This window comes from Paenibacillus sp. JT31N11 (assembly GCF_056269285.1).
The window spans coordinates 779,535-799,841 of the sequence record NZ_JBWDNQ010000002.1 but is presented as its reverse complement, the minus strand read 5'-3'; the positions used below and the strand labels follow the sequence as shown (position 1 = coordinate 799,841).

The 20,307-nt window shown below is 48.5% G+C and carries 12 protein-coding genes; 9 read left to right on the top strand and 3 right to left on the bottom strand.

Features of this window, described 5'->3' with window-relative positions:
- The first annotated feature begins 840 nt into the window (after positions 1-840).
- The gene (locus AC0YNV_RS11730) at positions 841-2,811 is read left to right on the top strand and encodes a 5'-nucleotidase C-terminal domain-containing protein (RefSeq protein ID WP_475768250.1); all 1,971 of its coding nucleotides are present in this window, start codon (positions 841-843) and stop codon (positions 2,809-2,811) included.
- A gap of 152 nt (positions 2,812-2,963) precedes the next feature.
- Here the strand turns inward: AC0YNV_RS11730 and AC0YNV_RS11725 are convergent, their stop codons facing one another.
- Complete coding sequence (locus tag AC0YNV_RS11725) at positions 2,964-3,065, bottom strand: CHRD domain-containing protein (RefSeq protein ID WP_475768422.1); 102 nt, start codon at positions 3,063-3,065, stop codon at positions 2,964-2,966.
- Between the two features lie 499 nt (positions 3,066-3,564).
- Here AC0YNV_RS11725 and AC0YNV_RS11720 point away from each other — a divergent pair, with 499 nt between their 5' ends.
- Both AC0YNV_RS11720 and AC0YNV_RS11715 read left to right on the top strand, forming a co-directional pair.
- The gene (locus tag AC0YNV_RS11720; RefSeq protein ID WP_475768249.1) at positions 3,565-3,705 is read left to right on the top strand and encodes a hypothetical protein; all 141 of its coding nucleotides are present in this window, start codon (positions 3,565-3,567) and stop codon (positions 3,703-3,705) included.
- A 62-nt stretch (positions 3,706-3,767) separates the two neighbouring features.
- Positions 3,768-5,120 (top strand): esterase/lipase family protein, encoded by a 1,353-nt coding sequence (locus AC0YNV_RS11715; protein WP_475768248.1) that lies wholly within the window; start codon positions 3,768-3,770, stop codon positions 5,118-5,120.
- Positions 5,121-5,436: 316 nt separating this feature from the next.
- Here AC0YNV_RS11715 and AC0YNV_RS11710 read toward each other — a convergent pair whose 3' ends face one another.
- Positions 5,437-5,997: a cupin domain-containing protein gene (locus AC0YNV_RS11710; protein ID WP_475768247.1), complete on the bottom strand. Its 561-nt coding sequence runs from the start codon at positions 5,995-5,997 to the stop codon at positions 5,437-5,439.
- A 510-nt stretch (positions 5,998-6,507) separates the two neighbouring features.
- Between AC0YNV_RS11710 and AC0YNV_RS11705 the strand changes: the two genes are divergently transcribed.
- From AC0YNV_RS11705 to AC0YNV_RS11690, 4 genes are all read left to right on the top strand, one after another.
- Positions 6,508-10,413: an S-layer homology domain-containing protein gene (locus tag AC0YNV_RS11705; RefSeq protein ID WP_475768246.1), complete on the top strand. Its 3,906-nt coding sequence runs from the start codon at positions 6,508-6,510 to the stop codon at positions 10,411-10,413.
- Positions 10,414-10,447: 34 nt separating this feature from the next.
- Positions 10,448-13,357 (top strand): golvesin C-terminal-like domain-containing protein, encoded by a 2,910-nt coding sequence (locus AC0YNV_RS11700; protein ID WP_475768245.1) that lies wholly within the window; start codon positions 10,448-10,450, stop codon positions 13,355-13,357.
- A 64-nt stretch (positions 13,358-13,421) separates the two neighbouring features.
- Positions 13,422-14,414 (top strand): SurA N-terminal domain-containing protein, encoded by a 993-nt coding sequence (locus AC0YNV_RS11695; RefSeq protein ID WP_475768244.1) that lies wholly within the window; start codon positions 13,422-13,424, stop codon positions 14,412-14,414.
- A 113-nt stretch (positions 14,415-14,527) separates the two neighbouring features.
- On the top strand, positions 14,528-15,994 hold the full coding sequence (locus tag AC0YNV_RS11690; protein WP_475768243.1) for an RICIN domain-containing protein: 1,467 nt from the start codon (positions 14,528-14,530) through the stop codon (positions 15,992-15,994).
- Positions 15,995-16,031: 37 nt separating this feature from the next.
- Here the strand turns inward: AC0YNV_RS11690 and AC0YNV_RS11685 are convergent, their stop codons facing one another.
- Complete coding sequence (locus AC0YNV_RS11685) at positions 16,032-17,168, bottom strand: ATP-binding protein (RefSeq protein WP_475768242.1); 1,137 nt, start codon at positions 17,166-17,168, stop codon at positions 16,032-16,034.
- Between the two features lie 651 nt (positions 17,169-17,819).
- On the opposite strand from AC0YNV_RS11685, the gene AC0YNV_RS11680 reads away from it, so the two are divergent.
- Both AC0YNV_RS11680 and AC0YNV_RS11675 read left to right on the top strand, forming a co-directional pair.
- Positions 17,820-18,677, top strand: a complete 858-nt coding sequence (locus AC0YNV_RS11680; RefSeq protein WP_475768241.1) for an AraC family transcriptional regulator — start codon at positions 17,820-17,822, stop codon at positions 18,675-18,677.
- Between the two features lie 257 nt (positions 18,678-18,934).
- Positions 18,935-20,278: an ABC transporter substrate-binding protein gene (locus AC0YNV_RS11675; RefSeq protein ID WP_475768240.1), complete on the top strand. Its 1,344-nt coding sequence runs from the start codon at positions 18,935-18,937 to the stop codon at positions 20,276-20,278.
- Positions 20,279-20,307: the final 29 nt, after the last annotated feature.

Here is a 20,307-nt window from a genome sequence, read left to right as displayed (position 1 = left end):
CGCGTGGTATTTACCGGTGTGTTTGATTATAAGACATTACGCTGCGTAAGCTTCAAGTGTTAAAATAAAGTTTCTGGAATAGACGGGAATCGAAGCCGGTTCGCATCTTCGGGTCTTCGGCTGCGACGCCACGATCGGTCATCTTCTTTTATTAACGCCGCATAGTCCGCAGCACTGTCCGAGCGCTCGCGCACTGCGCAGCCGTACGCTCAAGAAGGTGTTCTACGAAGAAAAAGGCGGCGAAAATAGTGTGTTCCTCGGCGCTCCGAGCGACATAGAAAAATAATTTTGTGTAGGAGGGCATGTCAAATTTAACGAAAAGCCATGTCAAAATCGCAGCACTGCGATCTTCCGCTTCATCAGAGGCCATCATTATGAGAAAAACTATTCATTCGATATTAAACCGGTTTCACTAAATGGCAAAAAAACTGGTATGGGAAATGAAGGAATATTCAAATTAACTTAATAAATCAGTAACATCACGATTATAAAACCGGTTTAATATGATTTTGTCTGATATTATCCACAAGTCATTATCAATACGATAGGAGGAGGTGACTTGATAACAATCAAGATGAGGCTAGAACTGGAGAGTTTCTAGAATACGGTTTCAAGCGTGTTCAGTCAAAACGTCCGGAATCTCTTGCGGGGAGAAGCATCCGGATACGAAAGCGCTTTATAACCATTAAACCGTGCGGCTGCAGCCATCGTGACTGAAGACTCATTATCGGTACTCAGGAAGGGTACCGAAGACTTCTGGCACGATATTTTCACTTAGCTGTAAACTTATACAGGAAAAAGCCTGCATTCTTCGGCTTCATAAGAAGGGATTGAGCGTACATGTCAAAACGTATTTTTCATTTTATATTATTGCTGTTAATTGCTACCGTTCTATTTGGTTGGGATGTACCGGTTCGGGCGGAATCGAAAATAGTGGATACCGTTTCTTTTTTGTATTTTAATGACGGACATGAAATCAGCCCCGTGTCAGATGATTTTGGAGACCGGGGCGGAGTTGCCCGGATCAAGACGCTGGTTGATAACGTCAAAAACGATAAAATCGTTGCATTCGGAGGAGACCTGGGCGGCGGTACTCTTTTCGGCGGAGTATTCAAAGGTTTTCCTATGGTTGAAGCCTTTAATGCGATTCCGATTGATCTGGCGAATTTCGGCCAGCATGATTTTGATGCAGGAACGGCGAATGCGCTCGAATTAATTAAGGCTTCCCGTTTCACTTGGATCTCGTCCAATCTTGTTGGCAAGGACGGGAAGCCTTTTGGCCAAGTACCGGAGTATAAAGTATTTGACAGACAGGGCATTCGAATAGGTGTCATTGGTTTGACCAGCGCCATGGATACGACAACCCAGGTCGAGAATGTCAGTCAGTTAAGCGTTATCGAGTCGGCCAAAAAAGCGGTTGGGATGATAAAACAAGTGGCGAAACCCGATCTCATCATTGCGCTGACCCAAGAACCGGTTATCGACGATAAATCCTTGCTTCAAGCCATTCCCGACATCAGGGTCGTTTTTACCGAGGAAGAAGCAGAAGAGAAGTCGTTCGTCCACGATGTCGACGGAGGGAAAAGGTTCATTTTCTCTCCCCAGGGAAACATGGGGTCAGTAATTCGATTGGACATTACCAAGGACTCCAATGGACAAGTGAAGCTGGCGCACGAGATAATGAAGGCGGACGAAACCGTCAAGGACGATGCGCCTTTGGCGGAAATGGCTAGAGAGTATCAATCCCGGCTGGATAAGGAATTGGGGAAAACGATTGCCGTAACGGAAACTGATCTGTCCTACGGGGACAACCATGAATCCCGTTTCCAGGAGACTGCCATCGGCGATTTGATCGCGGACGCCTACAAGGATTACTATAAAACCGACATCGCATTCGCAAACGGTGGCGGCATCCGCGCAAGCGCCCAAAAAGGAGATTTTACTTTAAAGGATGCCAAATCCATCTTGCCCTTCGGCAACAAAATCGTCGTGGCGGAGGTAAGTGGGGAAATGCTGCTCGCCGCCCTTGAGAATGGCGTTTCAGCAACGGAACAATTAGCAGGAGGCTTTCTGCAGGTCTCAGGCCTATCGTATTCGTATAGTCCCGATAAGCCAGTGGGACAGCGGATTGATAAAGCAGCGGTTAACGGTCTGCCCATAGACAAAGATACCCAATACAAGGTTGCAATGTCCAACTATATGTTCACGGGCGGCGACAAGTACACTATGTTTGGGGAAGCTAAAAGTATAGTAGCCGCAAATGAAGCTTTAACTGATGCGGAACTGCTTATCGCTTATGCGGAAAAGCTTGGCAAAATTAACATCAAAACCGACAACCGTATTCAGGTAAACGGGTTCGCAGATGTTACATACGGTCATTGGGCGGAAGAGGGCGTTTACGGATTGACTGGCAAAGGGCTCATGGAAGGTACAGCCGCAGGGCGTTTCGCACCCAGTGAAATCTTATCTCAAACGGAGTTTGCCGATCTTCTGAATAAAGCATTATCGATGGATTGCACAGCGGCATGGAATCAAGACGGCTTGAAGAGTCTGAATTCGGATTCGCCTCTGACCCGGGAAGAAATGGCCGTTATCATGAAATGGGTGTTGGAAGCCAAGGGCCAATCGGTTGCCAAAACGGAAACGACGGATTTTGCTGACAACGACCGGATATCGGAATGGGCTAAAGCTGCGGTCGCGGGTTTGGCCAAAGAAGGTCTTGTGACAGGAAGGTTGCAAAATTTGTTCGAGCCAAAGGAAGGCTTCACGCGTGCGGAAGCCGCCTATCTGCTATGGAGGTTGATTGAATAAAATAAGCCTAGGGTTGAAGGGCGTTATGGGAGGATGAGTCTCGTTAAGCGGTCTTGTGTCAAAAATTTGGGTGTTTAAGCGATTCTAGAATTGCAAAAAGCGCCGATCCATTGGAGAGGTGCTTTTTGGCATGTATGGAGAACAAGTAAGATTTACGAAAAAATTTGGCCGAGGATTTCTCCATCTGGATTTTGTATGGTGTGTACATTGACGTAGGCGCTGCCTCTTTCAAGTTCACGGACGAGATCACGGATTGTCTTTCCTTGAAGAGGACCGACTAAATCATTGCGACAGTGAGTTAACCATATACTTCGATTTCATAACTGGCAGCTCCTCTTTCCATTAAAGTAACTGGCAGTATACTGGAGCAATATTGGATGGACATCCTTTTTGCAATTAGTGATAAAGTTCTGTTGAAATATTGTTTATACCTATAGATGATATCTTTATTATATATTAGACCAATAATAGTCTGCAGCTGTATTATGTATTTATATTAAAGGTACGTACCGACGGAGCCTTGTCGAGAGACGAGAATCAACGTGTTGCGGATGTGGCAAACTCCGGGCTGCTGTTTGAGCTTGAGGACCGGATTGGATAGGTTGATATTGATGTCATCATCTATACGGGCTAAACGAATACTTAACCTTTTTCGACATTTGCTTCAATAGCATTCCATGCTCAAAGCAAGTAGTATAAAACATAGAGGACGAATTCTGCTTTCACTTTCCTGGTACAAGGGAGAGGCTGCTAATGACATTTTCAGGTCATTCCATTACGAATCCCCATAGCGGACAAAACATTCATTTCTATATTGACGGCAAGAGCCATATTTTAGAAGCAGGTGACAATCTGGATATTCCCGCAGGGGTGCCTCGTATGACAAGCAATTAATATTAAAATTTAGTCAGTTGCCGATCATACAGTTATAGATTCTGTTAAAATGGAGACCGTTTATGAAAAAACGACCAGTTGTCTTAATTCACGGTTACTCAAGTAAAGGCAACTCCTTTGAAACTTGGGTTAACAAGCTTTACAGCCGAGGATATGATAAGCAAACCATTCATGTGATCACCTATGAGACTCTAACTAACGAGGTGTCAATTCCCGACATTGCTGAAGGATTTGATCGAGCACTCCGTGAAAAAATTGGGTTAAATGGTGATGAAGAGTTCGATGCAATCGTTCATTCGACTGGGATGTTGGTCATCCGATCATGGCTTTCGGCATTTGTCAAACGGAGGGATCGTTTAAAACACCTTATCGGTTTAGCCCCAGCGAGCTTCGGGTCTCCTCTTGCCCACAAGGGTCGCAGTTGGTTGGGAGGTATTTTTGTTGGCCGAAAGGAACTGGGGCCAGACTTCCTGGAGGCAGGGAACCGCATCTTGGACAGCCTTGAGCTCGGTAGCCGTTTTTCGTGGGAATTGGCGGAGAAAGACTTGCTTGGAAACAAACCTTTTTACGGCCCCAATAACAATACGCCGTATGTCTTTATTTTCTGTGGAACAGAAGGATACCATGGCATAAAGAAGCTGGTTAGTGAGCCAGGTACAGACGGTACAGTCAGATGGGCGGGCTGCGCGTTAAATACGCGGAAGATCACCCTGGATCTAACAAGAAGCGGTGAGGAGAATGATCGGATTTTATTCTCGAATTGGAGCAATGTTGACATTCCGTTGATTCCCATCCAGGGAATTGACCATGGAACGATCATGAGTGAACCGTCGGACGAGCTTGTCGATTTCGTTCATCGAGCACTTGAGGTAGAGAGCGAGCAAGCACTAAACGAATGGTATGGCTATACTACAAGCCGAACCGGAAGCACGCTAGCTAATCTTGAGAAATGGCAGCAATTTGTGATCCGTGCTGTTGATGAACGAGGCGATCCGATTAATGACTATTACATCCGCCTTGAAGGTAGTCGCGAAAATGAAGAAGAACAGGAACTTCAGGCGTTTGACATGGACGTACATATTTATAGCAATGACCCCAGCCTACGGAGCTTTCATGTCAATCTGAGTGAATTAAAGGTTGAAACCCTAAAGAGTCTCCAACTGCGAATCATTGCATCTTCTGGAACTGCCATGGTTACCTACCGTGGATATGTCGGAGGAGCATCCGCGATCCCCGATTCAATTGATGAAGATGGTAATTGGCAAGCTTCTCTGAATCTATCCAGTTTGCTTAAAGATAGCAGGGTGAATTTTTTCCATCCGTACACAACTACACTCGTAGAAATACGGCTTAATCGAGAACCGCTTCCGCTTACTGGACCAAATAAAGTGTGTTGGTTCGACAAAATCCACTGAGTCGATGGAGGAATACCTCCGACAGTCTCGCAACCGTGATTGTCGGGTGATAATAACATGACTCACTAAATACCGTGGAAATCGCGGTATTTTTGTTTTATGGGATCATGCTCTTGTCAAGTTTCAATGACAATAACTTAATCCCATTCCCGACAAAACCCGAGAGAGAACGGAAAAGGAAGGCCAGAGGACGGTGCCTTTCAAGGTACCAGACGGTCAAATGGTAATTACTGCGTTCCCTTCGCCTGTTCGTTATAAAGCGCCAATCGCTCTACAAGATTTAGCTGTGAAATGACATATTCCTTGTTCCCCGATATCAAAACCGGTACCCGATCGCTTTGGCCAACCTCGCCAAGCCTCCCAATAATGCTTTTTGTACCCATTTGGGAGGTCCGGCGAGGTAACCGTCAATGCACTCCCAAGCGACCCCCAGCCACAACGGATTTCGAGGAATTCCTTTTGATGTCAGCTTGCCTTCGCACTCCAGCTTGTGAATCAGGACGAACATATTCCCGTGCAACCCCGGCGGGCGAATTTCATGAGTAGCTACCAGCTGGTGATCGCCGATATTCCAGAATTGATGAACCTGATTCGGATGAATCGTCAGTTGTCCGCCAGCCTCGAGAATGGTCTCCTTCCCATCCACAACGAATCGCATACGACCCTCCGCTACCAGGAACGATTCCGTAAGTACCGGGTGCCAGTGGGGGCCGTTCATTGCTCCCTGTTGCGTTACGCTATGTTCGATGATCAGAAAATCCCCCTTCTCGTCCGTTCCCTTTGCCAAAAAAGTGACAGTCCGACCATCGGGATGAACCAATGCTTTGCCTACTGTGATTTCCCTTTCCGCTAGCTTCCGTTCAGTGCTACCGCTCAATAGATTCCCTCCCTGTCACTTACTTATAAGGTTCAAACGTTATACCGCGCCCAGTAAAAAGTTCTATGGTCAGGATCAGGTTCCTGCCAGAGTCTAGCGAGTTTTCAAAAAAAATAAATGAAATGTCAAAAAGTGATTTGGACACACGAACGTGAGTTATGTACAGTGGAACGCGGAACTCTTTATCCTTAGGCAGAGCAAGTCGGTCCGAACACCGCTACCGTCATCGGAGCTTGGGAGCCAAACAAGGGAAATTGGAAAGATGTCACAAAAACGTTATGTCAATCATGTTACTGCATAGCGTGAAATTGTAAGCGCTCTTACAATTTAGAATGGATGCGCAGACATGTCAGGCTTCATTGACACATGGCGATACGCGGCTTTCTCCGAGTTGAACAAGAGGTTGTGGGAGGGATGGAAAGCGGGATATCCAAAAGGGTGGTTTACAAACAGCAGTTCTTTGAGCTTTACGAAGTGAAATTCATTTCAATACCGGGAGGAAAAATCTGGATGAGAAGCATGAAAACATTCGTCAAACTGATTTGCATCGTGGCATTGCTAACATTTCCGATCATGATGAAGCCGGCTGCAGCGGATGCGGATGCCGCCGATGCTGTTGAATTCGACAGCAATGGAAAATTCGTTGATGCATTGGATAATACCGATTATATGGTTTATCAATCGGGGATTTCGCAAACGGACGGCAGTATGACAGGTCCCGGAGAAGTGATATACAGTGCGGGAAGCAGTGATTTTCATTCGATTTCAATCGATACGACGTTTAATAAGTGGGCGCTGAATTATTCCGGTCATGACTTGGCGGTATATGAGACAGCGTATGACGCCGGCACAGACACGTTTGTCGATGGGAAGCAGGTTGTGATGGCCAGAGAGCTTAGTCCTGATCTCATGACCGGCAAGGATACCGTCAAAGCGACCTATATTTCCGGACCGATTACTCCGGGAACGAAATATTTGCGTGTCTTGCTGCCTCAAGCGGATTTCTTCGCGGATGTGCAGAATGCCGCCGATTATAAGGTTGACGGAATCACGCTGGAAAACAGTGCGGCGGCAGCGAAGACGGTTGATCTGACGATCGATAAACTTGCCGATTTCTCGCATTTTGCGAACGGAACGGATACAAGCAATTTAAGCATCAATGATTTAACGGCGGCAGTTAAAATATTGGATGCCCGTACATTTGCTTCCAACTATTTTATGGAAAGAGCGGATGGGACCAAAGCAGACTCATCCATGACTTATGCGTCTCCGGAAGGGAAAGAATTTCAGAGTGTTTATGTGGAAGGCTACTTTAATTTTGTTCCCTCGAAATTGTTCGAGGTTTGGATTTCAGAAGACGGCGTGAATTATACAAACGCTTCAGCAAGCAGCCATTATATAACGGTCCCCTTCCCGTATAACGGTGATTGGATCCCGACCGTGCTGAAGATAAGCGATTTGCCCGGAGGAACCCGGTATGTTCAGATCAGGCTTCCGGCATATACTTCCGGTGAGCTGTGGGGAATGAAGTACCCGAGAATGACCAGGCTCGTGCTTGGCTCTGGGGATCCAGGCGATGCGACCGATCCGACTGATCCAGACACCGGGAATCCGGTTGATCCGACCGGCCCGACAGATCCGGGAACCGGGAATCCAGGCGATCCTGCCGATCCGGGGACAGCCGATCCGAATGATCCGACCATACCCGCGGGCCCAAGCGGACCGGTCGGCGAGTATCCGGCTGAAACGGTCATCAGCTTTGCGGCAGCTCCCGTGGCAATCGACGGTGTTGTTGAAACTGGCGAGAATGGAAGCCTGACAGGAGATTGGCAGGGTGCGTTTTCCGAGAATATCGCAGGCCTGGTCGATGCCAACGGAGATGAGCACGGTGCGGATGTTTATTTGAAATATGACTATGACAATTTGTATGTAGGGGCCAAAATCAAAGATCCGACACCAATGAGAAATACCAACACCGGAAGCAATATCTGGAACGGGGACAATATGGAAATTTTCCTGGGTACGGATGATTTGGATTATGCCCTTTACCCGGACAAGAAACAGACGACAATTCCAAGCGACGTACAAATTGTGTTAAGCGGCGGTATAGACGATGGGCCCCAGTTTTATTTATACCAAAATGGCGTCTTTACCTACCCGAATATTACGATGGGCGTACATCAGGATGCAGATGGAAAAGGTTATACGATTGAGGCGGCCATTCCGCTCAGCGTACTCGGAATCGCCAATTCGTGGGATAGCAAGAAGGTAATTATGAACCCCGTATTGAATGACGGCGGGTATGATAAGCGGGGTCAATGGGGATGGACGACGAACGATGAAGCGTCCAAGAAGAGCAGAGGACAGTGGGGACTTGCGGCATTGGAGCCGGCAGACGCTCCGCAGGTTGAAATTTCCGCCAATGCTTCTGTTGAAATCAATACAAACGTGGTCACGGTTGCCGGTCAGACAGCCAATGTACAATCGCGGGACGTTACGATTCTGGTAACCGATGCGAATGAGAACATCGCCTACATCGACCAAACGCAGAGTGACGCGCAGGGCAATTACTCCTTTACTTTTCCGGTTAATACCGATGCTTTTGGCGCCGGAATTTATACGGCAACAGTCGGCGGGGAGGGAATCGTCCGCACGAATGCAGCCGCCTTTACTCTTGCTGCGGATACGGCAGCGCCTGCTGAAGTAACCAATATCGGAGTCAGCGCAGGCAATGGCAAGCTGGCCCTTACCTGGACGGATCCGGCGAATGCGGATTACGATTATGCGCTTGTCCGCGTGCTTGGACAATCCTCGGCACCTGTTATGGTAGCGAAAGGAGTGCAGCAGGTTGAAATCGGCAGCCTGACCAATGGCACTGAATATACCGCAGCCATTCAGACCGTGGATTTGTCGGGCAATATATCGCAAGGTATGGAAGCGAAGGGGACGCCTGTCATCCCGAGTACCCCAACGGCTGACACGGCAGCGCCTGCAGAAGTAACGAATACCGAAGTGAGCGCAGGCAGCGGCATGCTGACCCTTACCTGGACAGATCCGGCAGATGCGGATTACGATCATGCGGTGGTTCGCATGCAAGGTCAATCCGCTGCACCTGTCATCGTCACAAAAGGAGAACAACGGATTGAAATTGGCAGTCTGGCTAACGGCACCGAGTATACCGTTGCCATTCAGACAGTGGATTTGACCGGGAATATTTCACCAGGCATAGAAGTTAAGGGAACGCCTGTGAGTCCAAGTACACCATCAACAAGCTCCGGGAATGCATCCACTGCCCCTGAGACGGATAAGGATACCGTCATTGTTGATTTGAAGGACAAGAAGCCCGACCAGAATGGCCAGGTCACAGTAGAGCTGCCGAAGGACGCAGCAGTGTTGCAAATTGCCGCTGACCAGATTTCGATTGTGGGTAGCGGAGGGCTCCTCGTCAAAGCCGGGAATGCCGAGATTGCGATTCCGGCCGAAGTGCTGGCGGATGCTGCGAAGCTTGGCGATGGGAATGGTGCTTATATCGCCATTCATGTCGATCAGCACGCAAACGGCGATCAAACAGATGCAGCCGACAAGATGAGCTCGGACAATCTGAAGGTGAAACTGTTCGGCGACGGATTCAAGCTCCAGGTTTCGTTGGTGAACAAGGATGGAGTGTCCAAAGAATTGACTGGCTTCAGCAGGTCTGTAAGCATCGCAATGCCTGCTGCCGGCGGCGAATCGGATCCGGAGCTTCTCGGTGTTTATTTCTACAATGAACAAACGAAGCAGCTGGAGTATATAGGTGGACATATCGATGAAAACGGCCTGTTGACTTTCGATCTTGTGAAACCGGGCGTCTATCAGGCAGTGGAGTATGACAAATCATTCCTGGACGTACCTTCCGGTCATTGGGTAAACCGCGCTGTCAAGGTATTGTCGGCCAGGCATATTGTGAACGGTATGACTGAAAACGCCTTCAAGCCGAATCAGCAAATAACGAGAGCGGATTTTGCTGTGATGCTGGCGAATGTCCTGAGGCTCAAATCAGAGCAGCAAACAAGCTTTACGGATGTTGATCCGGGCAGCTATTATGCCGGCGCAGTTGCGGCTTTGTTCGAAGCGAAGCTGATCAGCGGACGCGGCGATAATCAATTCGATCCGACTGCGACCATTACGCGTGAGGAAATGATTTTGCTGATCGTTCATGCTTTTGAATTCAAAACAGGGAGTGCACTTGATACCGGCAGCGAACCATTTGCCGACAACTCGAGCATTTCCGTATGGGCTCAAGATGCAGTAAGCGCAGCGAAACAGGCAGGACTCATAAACGGCAGAGGAAGCAACGAGTTCGATCCGAAAGCCGGCAGCGCGCGTTCTGATACGGCGCAGCTCATCTACAACTTCTTGAAGCAAATGGAGCGCTAGCAAGGAAGTACGATTCGTTTTGGGAGGGTTACACATGAAGACTAACCAATTACTCAAGCCCATGCTCGTTATGGCTTTGGCCGCCATCTTGGCGGTCATGTCCATCACAAGCGGATTCGCAGGGAAACCGGCAGCGGCTGCAGGCAGCGGCACGATTTATTATGTGGATTCCGCAGCCGGAAACAACAGCAGCAGCGGTACGGACAAAAATTCACCTTGGAAAACGTTAAGCCATGTAAGCGAAAGCGCATCGTTATTCCGGCCAGGAGACCAGATATTGCTGAAAGCCGGCAGCGTCTGGAACGAACCGTTCGACGTCACCTTCTCCGGCTCTGACAATAACGGGATTACGATCGGCAAATACGGCGGAGACACTAAACCGGTCATTAACGGCGGTGGCGGAAATTATGCGGTACGTATTCAAAACCAGCAGAATGTGACGGTTCAGGATATTGAAATAACGAACTTCAACGCTAACGACTATGATGACTACAAAACGGACTATTACCGGCGTTCGGGCGTTTGGGTGCAGGCTTATCATAATGGTCCTATGAACAACATCCGGCTGGTAGGCCTTGATATCCACGACATTACGGGAATATCCGTGACAGGCGAGTCATGGGTTGAGGATACGGATGGCGAATCGGTCAATAAAAATTTCAATGCGGCCATAATGGTGAACGCATGGGAATGGGATGCCAATGTCCCGGCCGATAAGCATGGTTATTACAAAAATTTCACCGTGGAAAATTGCAATATCCACGATATCAAGACGATCGGTATCAATATGGACGGGTACATGAACGACCCGGATACGTACCATAAGAATGTCGTCATACGCGGCAATACCATTAACAAAACAGGATCCGACGGCATCATCATCGGCGTGGCCAATAATCCGCTTATTGAACACAACTCCGTTTACGATGTGGCCATCGATTCGGTGGACGGCAAATGGATCGCGGGCGTATGGGTCTGGAAAACAATCGGAGCAACGATCCAATATAACGAGGTTGCCCGTGTCCATTATCAGAACAGCTCGAACACAGATTCGAACGCTTTCGATGTGGATATCCAGGCGCAGGGCAATCATTTATTCCAATATAATTATTCCCACGACAATGCGGGCGGCTTCACGATGGACATGGGGCAGCTGCAGAACGGAACGACGACATACCGCTATAATATAAGCCAGAATGACGCTCATCACGGTTTTACGGGAAACACGCTGAATATTTCAGATCCTACTCTTTTCTACAATAACGTGATGTACAACGATAATGGAGATGGAATCGTAATCAAGGACAATTCCAAGGCTTCGTTTATCAACAATATTTTCTATACGTCCAAAGGCAATGCTCCATACCCGGCAGGGCCGAAGTTCTACAATAATGATTTCTACGGATCGGCGCCGCCAAGCCAGGGCGTGAACAATCTGACGGTTGATCCGAAGTTTGCCGATCCGGGCAAAAGCGGAGACGGAATGGCAATCGCTGCCGGATACAAGCTGCGGGCAGATTCGCCGCTCATCGGAGCGGGCAAAGCGATTGAAGGCAATGGCGGCAAGGACTTCCAGGGCAATCCGCTTTATAAGGGGTCTCCGGACATCGGAGCCTTTGAAGATCCGAACAGTACGATTTCCGATACGGCAGCGCCTGCGAAACCGTCGGGTCTTGCGGCAGCGGATAAGTCGGATACGGCAATAACACTGTCATGGGACTCGCTTGAAAACAATGTACCGCTCGATGGGGACATCTATGATGCTTCGACCGGTAAGAAGGTGGCATCTGTCATGATGAGCAACACGGCGGAATTGACGGGGCTTACCCCCGATACCAGCTATGCCTTCTATGTGGTTTCGAAGGATATGTCCGGCAATGCCTCGGCTGCCAGCGATCCGCTAACGGTCAAAACAACGATTCCCGCAATAATCGTTGATAATGCGGAAGCAAGCCTGACAGGAGCATGGGTACCGGGTAGCGCAAATGCCTCCTATCAGAACGACTATGTAACGATTGCGAAAGGAAGCGGCTCGAATACGGCAGCATGGACACCTGAGCTTGAAAAGGATGGCTACTACTCGGTTTATTACCAGCTGCCGAACGGATCGGCAAGCAGAGCAGCCAATGCTCCGTTCACGGTCAATTTCGATGGAGGCTCCAAAACGTATGCCGTGAATGAACGGCTTCCCGGAGGAAGCTGGGTACTGCTCGGAATCCATAAGTTCAAGGCCGGGACGACAGGAAATGTACGGCTGAGCGATAATGCCAATGGAGAAGTTGCGGCAGATGCGGTGAAGTTTCTGTTTAACGACGAATTTGGCACGGACAGCATAACCAGGGTAGCATTAACAACCGATAAGCTTCAGCTCAAGATCGGAGAAACGATGGGGCTCTCGGTTAAAGGAATGAATGGGGCGGGCAAAGCGCTGGATTTGATTTCCGAAGGCATGGCCGTTCAATTCACCAGCGACAATGCAGCCGTATCGATTTCCGGAGACGGCGTAATTACGGGAGTATCTCAAGGAACAGCAACGATTGGCGCGAGCGTTACGATCAACGGAGTCGCTTTTACAAGCAATCATGTGAAAGTTATCGTTGGACCGGGCTTCTCTGTCCAGGAGCCTTCCATTACGGACAGCAGCTGCTTGCCGCTCGCTTCATTCTCTTCGTTCGGACTGGTGACAGCTTCGACTTTTGCCGTTAATTCTACCGATAAACTGCAGAATGTCACATTAATTATGGCTGTGTATAACCGTAAGGGTCTGGTGAAAACCAGTATGCAAAATGTAGTTATCAAAAGCTATGACAACACAGAGCTGAATACCTCTCTGGTTATGCCGGAAGATGTATCCGGATGCTATTTGAAAGTGTTCGTATGGGATGGCAAAGATGAAATGCATCCTCTTGCGGCGCGAACCATTTATCCTGATTCTCTCAATTAAATCGATTCCTGGCGGCAGATTGAAAGAAAGCAATCCGCCGCCAGGAAAGGGGGAGGAGACCAGCATGTTAAGAAGCAACCGGCTTTACTTCCTTCTGATCCCCGTACTCGCCCTCTTGGCTTTTTTTCTATTGACCAACCATCAGCCGAAGCTTGCGGGAAGCTCTGTCGTTGCTGTCGTTAACGGCGAGCCGATCACGTACGGCGAGATGAAACAGGAAATGGACAGCCAGCGTGCGAGGGTGATCGGCACAAGCTCTGACGGGGAGGAACCATTGGAAAAATTAAAAAAAGAAGCATTATCAAACGCGGTTAACACGAAGGTTATGCAGATGACGGCTAAGGAAAAGGGCGTCGTTGCGGATATTTCCTACGAAGCCTTCTTAACAGGCCTGACCGCGGAAAATAAAAGAAGGGCGGCTGCGGTTAAAAGCAATCAAGCCGTCTTTGGACCCGAGCATTATGGCGAATCCGAATACTATCGTCTTATCCAATCCAATATAGCCGGGGAATTAAAAAAGATCTTGCAATCGGAGACGGTATTCTCCGATGAACAGCTGCAGCAATACTACGATTCCAATAAGGAACAATATAAGGTGCCGGACACGATCAGAATCAGAAAAGTTACCGTATCCGGCGTCGATGACGATGAGGGGAAAATTATGAAGGACATCCGTTCCAGGGTCGACAGCGGAATGAATATAGATGAGGCTTCCTCCGGCTACGGACAGTCCGCGCATGTTGAAGAACAGATTTTCGATGCCAAATCCGCACATAGCGACACCTTGGGCTATCCAATCTTGCTTTCAAAGGTACAGCCGCTGCTGCAGGGACAGCTTACGGGCGTATTTCAGGAAAACGGCAAGTATCTGTTTGCCCAATGTATAGAGCGGACGACCCCTGGCTACCTGGCATTCAAGGAGGTCAAGGAAGCGATTCGGAGTCATTTGGCAGGCCAGGTGTATGACCGGGAAATAGAGCGCCTGCTGCAGGATGCCAAGATTTCAATTAACGAGGACGTTTATGACCGCATTCGTGATCAAACGGTTCAGGGTTAATCGTGCATGATGGAGGGAGGTGACCGCACATGATTGATTTGTACAGCTCCGGTTAGTCGAATGATGTCAAATTGGCCCAAGATTCATACGAATACCCATTTAAAGGAGGCGTTATGATGAAGAAACGGTTTCTATCCTTTTTCTTATCTTTGGCTGTCATATGCTCTATTCTTTTCACATCCAATTTGACAACGGTAAGCGCGTCAGATCCCATCGTTTCCGGAAATGTCTATAAACTCATCAATCCGGCCAGCGGCAAAGCCCTGGACGTAAACGGGGCCGGGACGGCCAATGGAACCAATGTTCAAATCTACACCGACAACGGTTCCGTGTCGCAAAAGTGGCAAATCACCAGCAATGGGGACGGGATCTACAAGCTTGTCAATCCGAACAGCGGCAAAGCGCTCGACGTTAACGGCGAATTGACGGCTGATGGAACCAACGTTCAAATTTGGACCTCGAGCACGAGCGTGGCCCAGAAGTGGCAAATCACTAACAATGCCGACGGCTCTGTGAAGCTGATCAATCCGAACAGCGGCAAAGCGCTCGATGTAAACGGCGGGGGAACGGCCAATGGCACCAATGTTCAAATCTGGACCTCAAACACCTCGGCAGCGCAAAAGTGGCAGCTGGTCAATGTGACAGGTGCGGCGGAAACGATAGGAACAGGCAGTATGTCGGCGCCTGCGGTTGGCCCCGCACCTTCGTTCAGCGTGGGCGGAAGCGGGTTTGTTCTGGTTAAGAACTGGAATTTCGGCAGCAATGGCACAATTAAAAACATTTCGGATATGAACAGCGAGTTTTATTATCACGATCAATTCAATACGATCGGCAACGGCACGAATTACGGGGCCATAACGCTGGCCCCGGACGCGGCGAACGCGATTTCGGGTCAGCCGATCGAAGATCCGAACAACAAGGTCCGTCAGTTTACGACGGATTCCTTGAAAACGACCCTTGTTCCGTTAAACGGCGCCACGACGGTTTCCCCGACCCAGCATAATGTGGGCAACGGATCGTTCCAGCCGAAATTCACTTTGCCCGGCGGCGGTTCGCTGCTCGGCCGTGATATTCTGTGGGAGACCCGCGTCAAGTACGTTACGCCTAAATATTTCTGGTTTGCACTCTGGAACTCAGGAAACCAATGGGATGGCGGCGCAGAGCTGGATCTGCAGGAAAGCTTCGGCTACGATAATGGCGGCGGCAACACGAACTTCGACGGACGGTATTGGCATTCAGATCCTGTAGGCGGGACAGCCACGACAAATTATTCGAATTGGGGAACGGGAATGGCTTCTCATGGCATTACATCCTTTGATGCCACTCAATATCACACCTATACATTGGTCTATCGGGCGAATAACACCTACAGCCACTATATGGATGGTATCGAGATCCAGTCCGGCACGATCAATTGGACGCTCGGGGCCACTTCGAACGGAACGCCGATTGATTTCCATTTTTTGGTTGATGCGGGCTGGGGGCATACGGGAGTAGCGAGCGTGAATCATTCCATGCCCGCCTCCGAGCTCCTCGGCAAATATTACGAGTTTGATTACAGTCGTGTATATTTAAGATAAAACCGGCAGCGAGAACGAGACCTCACCAACCTTCCCTTCATACAGGGGAAGGTTTTTTTTCTAGCGGCTGGGCCAGGACAGGCAGTGTAATGGTAAATAACGTGCCTTCATTTACGATGCTTTTCACGGACAGCATGCCTCCGTGGTCCTGAATGATCTTGTAGCAGATGGACAGGCCAAGTCCGGTTCCCTCTTCTTTCGTCGTGTAGAAGGGATCAAATATTTTGGGAAGCTCGTCTTCAGGTATGCCTCTACCGGTATCCTGGAGTTCGATAACCGTAAATATCGGGTCCGTTCTTTTCACCTGGATATAAATATGACCCGGCTCGTCCATGGCTTCCAGAGCGTTTCGAACAAGATTGATCAGGACCTGCACGATCTTGTCCCGATCCATCATGACCAGGATGGTGTCATCCACGCTGTGAATACGGATGCTGTGTCCTTTCGAGAGAGTCTGCGATTCGGTTAAGTATTTGACTCTGTTCAGGCAGCCGGAGATGGTCTCCGGTTTCATATTGCTCATATGGGGCCGCGAGAATTGCAAAAATTCAGCCGTTAATTCATTCATTCTGGTTATTTCATTAGAGATGATATCCACCCATGGTTTAATGTTATACGACTGGGATTTCGATAAATCAATGAAGCCTTTAAGTGTTGTCAGCGGGTTCCTGATTTCATGAGCCATCCCGGCAGCAAGCTCACCTACCATTTTCAATTTCTCGTTTCTGAATAATTCCTCTTCGCGTTTCAGCCACAGCACTCTCTTGTTCTGAAAAAGACGATCCTCCGCTAATGAGATAATTTGCTGGGAGGACGAGCTCTCCTCGGGGAACATAGCCATGCTGTAGGTGATCTCGTAGCCAAGGCTCCGCGATTCCAATATCTCTCGTACCTCTCTTAAGGCATCTCCTGTTACCGGAATCGCCAGGGCGAAACGGTCTCCGGCATAACGCGAGATAGCCGCCGCATTTGAAAAGTAGGTTCGCAGGATAATGGATATCTTCGTCAATATCTCGTTGCCGCTGCTTATACTTTCTTTGTTGATGCTCTTAAAATCCTGAAAGTCCAATAACAGCAGGACAAAGCTTGCCTTCTTGTTTTCAACCAAATCGTTCACCGCGTTGATATAACCGTCATAATTGAGCAGCCCGGTCAGGGGGTCATGATTCGTCAAAAAGTTATTCCATTTTTGAAGACGTTTTTTCTCTGATTCAGATGCAAGAAGATACTGGATCACGAAGACGACCAATATGAAACCAATCAAATCATAGATGGAAACCAGGAGATTATATTCTGTCCACGGAAGGTAAGTCAGTCTTATGGAGGTATAAAGAAGTGAATATCCTACGGTGATGGATAAAGTATATTTAATATCCCGCCGGCTTCTGATTTCCAGAACAATCAAAATAAAGTACAGCAGCTGGCACCAATTGAGGTGGCTGCACCAATGAAAGAATGCGAGCGCTGTCACTTGTGAATACAGAACTGTTTTGGATTGATGATCAATGATCATGACAGATAAAAAAAGTACAGCAGAAAGAAGCAACAAGGCAGGGCTGGTTACTTTTCCCAAAATATAGGAGGATAACGTGAGTAAAGCAGTTAAAGCAGTTATCAATACATATCTGGCTTTTCTACTGAACATAGGACACTCCCAAAAGAAAGAATTCGATTCGAGTTCGACCAATCCAAAGCCCATTATATCCGATCCCAAATAAAATAAATGTCGAAATCGAGATGTTTTAAAGAATAATGGAATAATTGCCGGACAAGCCTGCATATCCATATGAAAAAGATTCACTGTCTAGTCGAAAGAGGTCCTTCTATGAAACCTATTTTCGAAAACAAGAACAATTATAATGACATTCCGATTGTTGTGACGACACAGCCAAATTTGAATAATTTGGCTCATTGGCATGCGGATGTGGAGTTTATCCTCGTCTTTGAAGGTCCCATCCAGATGGGCATCAATACCGAAAGCCGACTGCTTGAAGCAGGGGATATGGCGATTTGCATCAGCAATGACATTCATTACTTTGTGACGAAGAAATCCAGCTCGACATTGGTGATCAAATTCCTTCCGGAGCTGATCGACGGCAGCGGGTCATGGCAGAAGCATCATTTTGTGCCTCCCTTTATCCAAAAGAAGTTCGTAGACAAGAAAAACGGTCTGAAAAGCCGCGTCTATGAGGATATACTGGAGCTGTTCCGGGCATTGGTCCTTGAAAGGCAGCGGCAAAACGATTATTTTACGATCGTCATGAAAGGAAAGCTGCTTGAGCTTTGCGGCATGTTTCTGCGGCATTTGCCCAAGGAAGAAAGCGAATCCGCGCTGGCCCGAAGCTCCTCAGGCATCAGTCTTGTGCAAGCGGCTGTTGAATATATGGAACAAAACTATATGCGCAGCATATCCCTTGACGATATCTCGAAGACATTGAACGTCAGCCCCCACTATTTCTCGAGAATCTTCAATAAAACGATCGGCATGAATCTCAAGACCTATCAAAACCAGCTCAGGCTGAACAAAGCGGAGAGCATGATCCTCACGGAAAAAGCGGCAATAACGGACATTGCCTACGAGTGCGGCTTTAACAGTATCCGGACCTTTAACAGATGCTTCAGACTGGTAAAAGGATATACGCCGACGGATCTTCGCAAAACATCGTTTAGAGCTTCCCCCTGAGGGGAGCGGTGAAAAAACGGACTTACGCCAGGGGCAGCCAGCCCCTTTATTACTGTCCATGCACAAATAATGAGCAAAAAATGGCTATAAATCAGACAATGTGTGGCGAGCATTGATAATCGATCTCCCCTAATATAAGACGTGCAGACAAATAAAGGCAGGTGGTAATGTATCCGCTTACAAAATTTGACGGATCAAGGGGAGACAGCCCGATTCCAGGCTTCAGGGAAAAAGGTTAAAAGAGGAGGAACCTGTTTATGAAGAGAAATTGGCTTTTGACGCTCGCTTTCATACTGATCCTGGCTCTGGTTGCTGGCTGTGCAGGCAACGGGGGGAATGCCGGAGGAAGTTCTTCCGGTGAGGGAGCCACAGCGGATCAGCCTTTTGCAGGGCGGACATTAAGCTACTGGAGCCCGTTCAGCGGCGATTCCCAGCTTTGGGATAAGGAAAGAATCGCTGCTTTCACGAAAGAAACGGGAATCAAGGTGGACGTTCAGTTTATTGAACCGGATGGCGGGCTGTCGAACGGGAAGCTGCTGACAGCCATATCCGGAGGCACCGCACCCGATCTGGTGGAAACGAGCGCGCCGGCCAGAGGCTACAATTTTGCGGCGCAGGATTCTTTGATGCCCTGGGATGACTATCTCCCGGAAATCGGATTTGAGGACGGTTCGGTTATGCCTGGGTTCAAGGATCTGATGAAATACGACGGCAAGACTTATCTGGTGCCCCAGGATTCCAATGTTCTGCTTCTCTACTATAATACGAAGATGTTTGAGGAAGCGGGACTTGATCCGAACAAACCGCCCGCGACTTTAGCGGAACTTGACGAATATGCCGCGAAGCTGACGAAGGTGAGCGACGGGAAAATTGAACAGCTTGGATTTATTCCCTGGGTGGACAACGGCGGAGATGCGTTTACCTGGCTATGGATGTTCGGTTCCCCGATCTATGATCCGCCCGCCAAAAAGCTGGTGTTGTCGGATGACAAAAGTGTAGAAACCTTCAAATGGATGAACAGCTACGCACAAAAATACGATCCTGCCAAATTGAAGTCTTTTACATCCGGGTTCGGAGGCATGTTCTCGCCTGACCATCCTTTCATGACAGGCAAGATCGCCATGACCCTGACCGGCAACTGGTTCACCAACGCGCTCAAGATCTATGCCCCCGACGTCCAGTACAAAGTGGCGAAGATCCCGACGCCGCCGGGCGGCAGAGAAGGAGGATCGCCTCTGAATTCCAATGTATTCATGATACCGAAGGGCTCCAAGAACGTGGATCTTGCCGCGGAGTTCGTGAAGTTTGCGCTGAAGCCGGAAATCAACGGCAACAATTTCGATATCTGGAGATCCATACCGGTTACGGACGCGAAGTTTGACGAAGTCAGCTGGACCAAAAACAACGATGAGATCTACAAGGTTGAGCGCGAACTTGCGAATTCGCCGAATTCCGGCCATCCCGGACTTACGCCGGTATCCTCGCAGCTCGCGGATGAAATTGTCCAGCTCAGAGACAATGTGATCTATAACAATAAAGATCCGAAGCCTTTGCTCGAAGCTTTGCAGGATAAGCTGCAAAAGGAAATTGACAAGCAATAATACACCGCATGGAAACCTCCAGGCGGCCT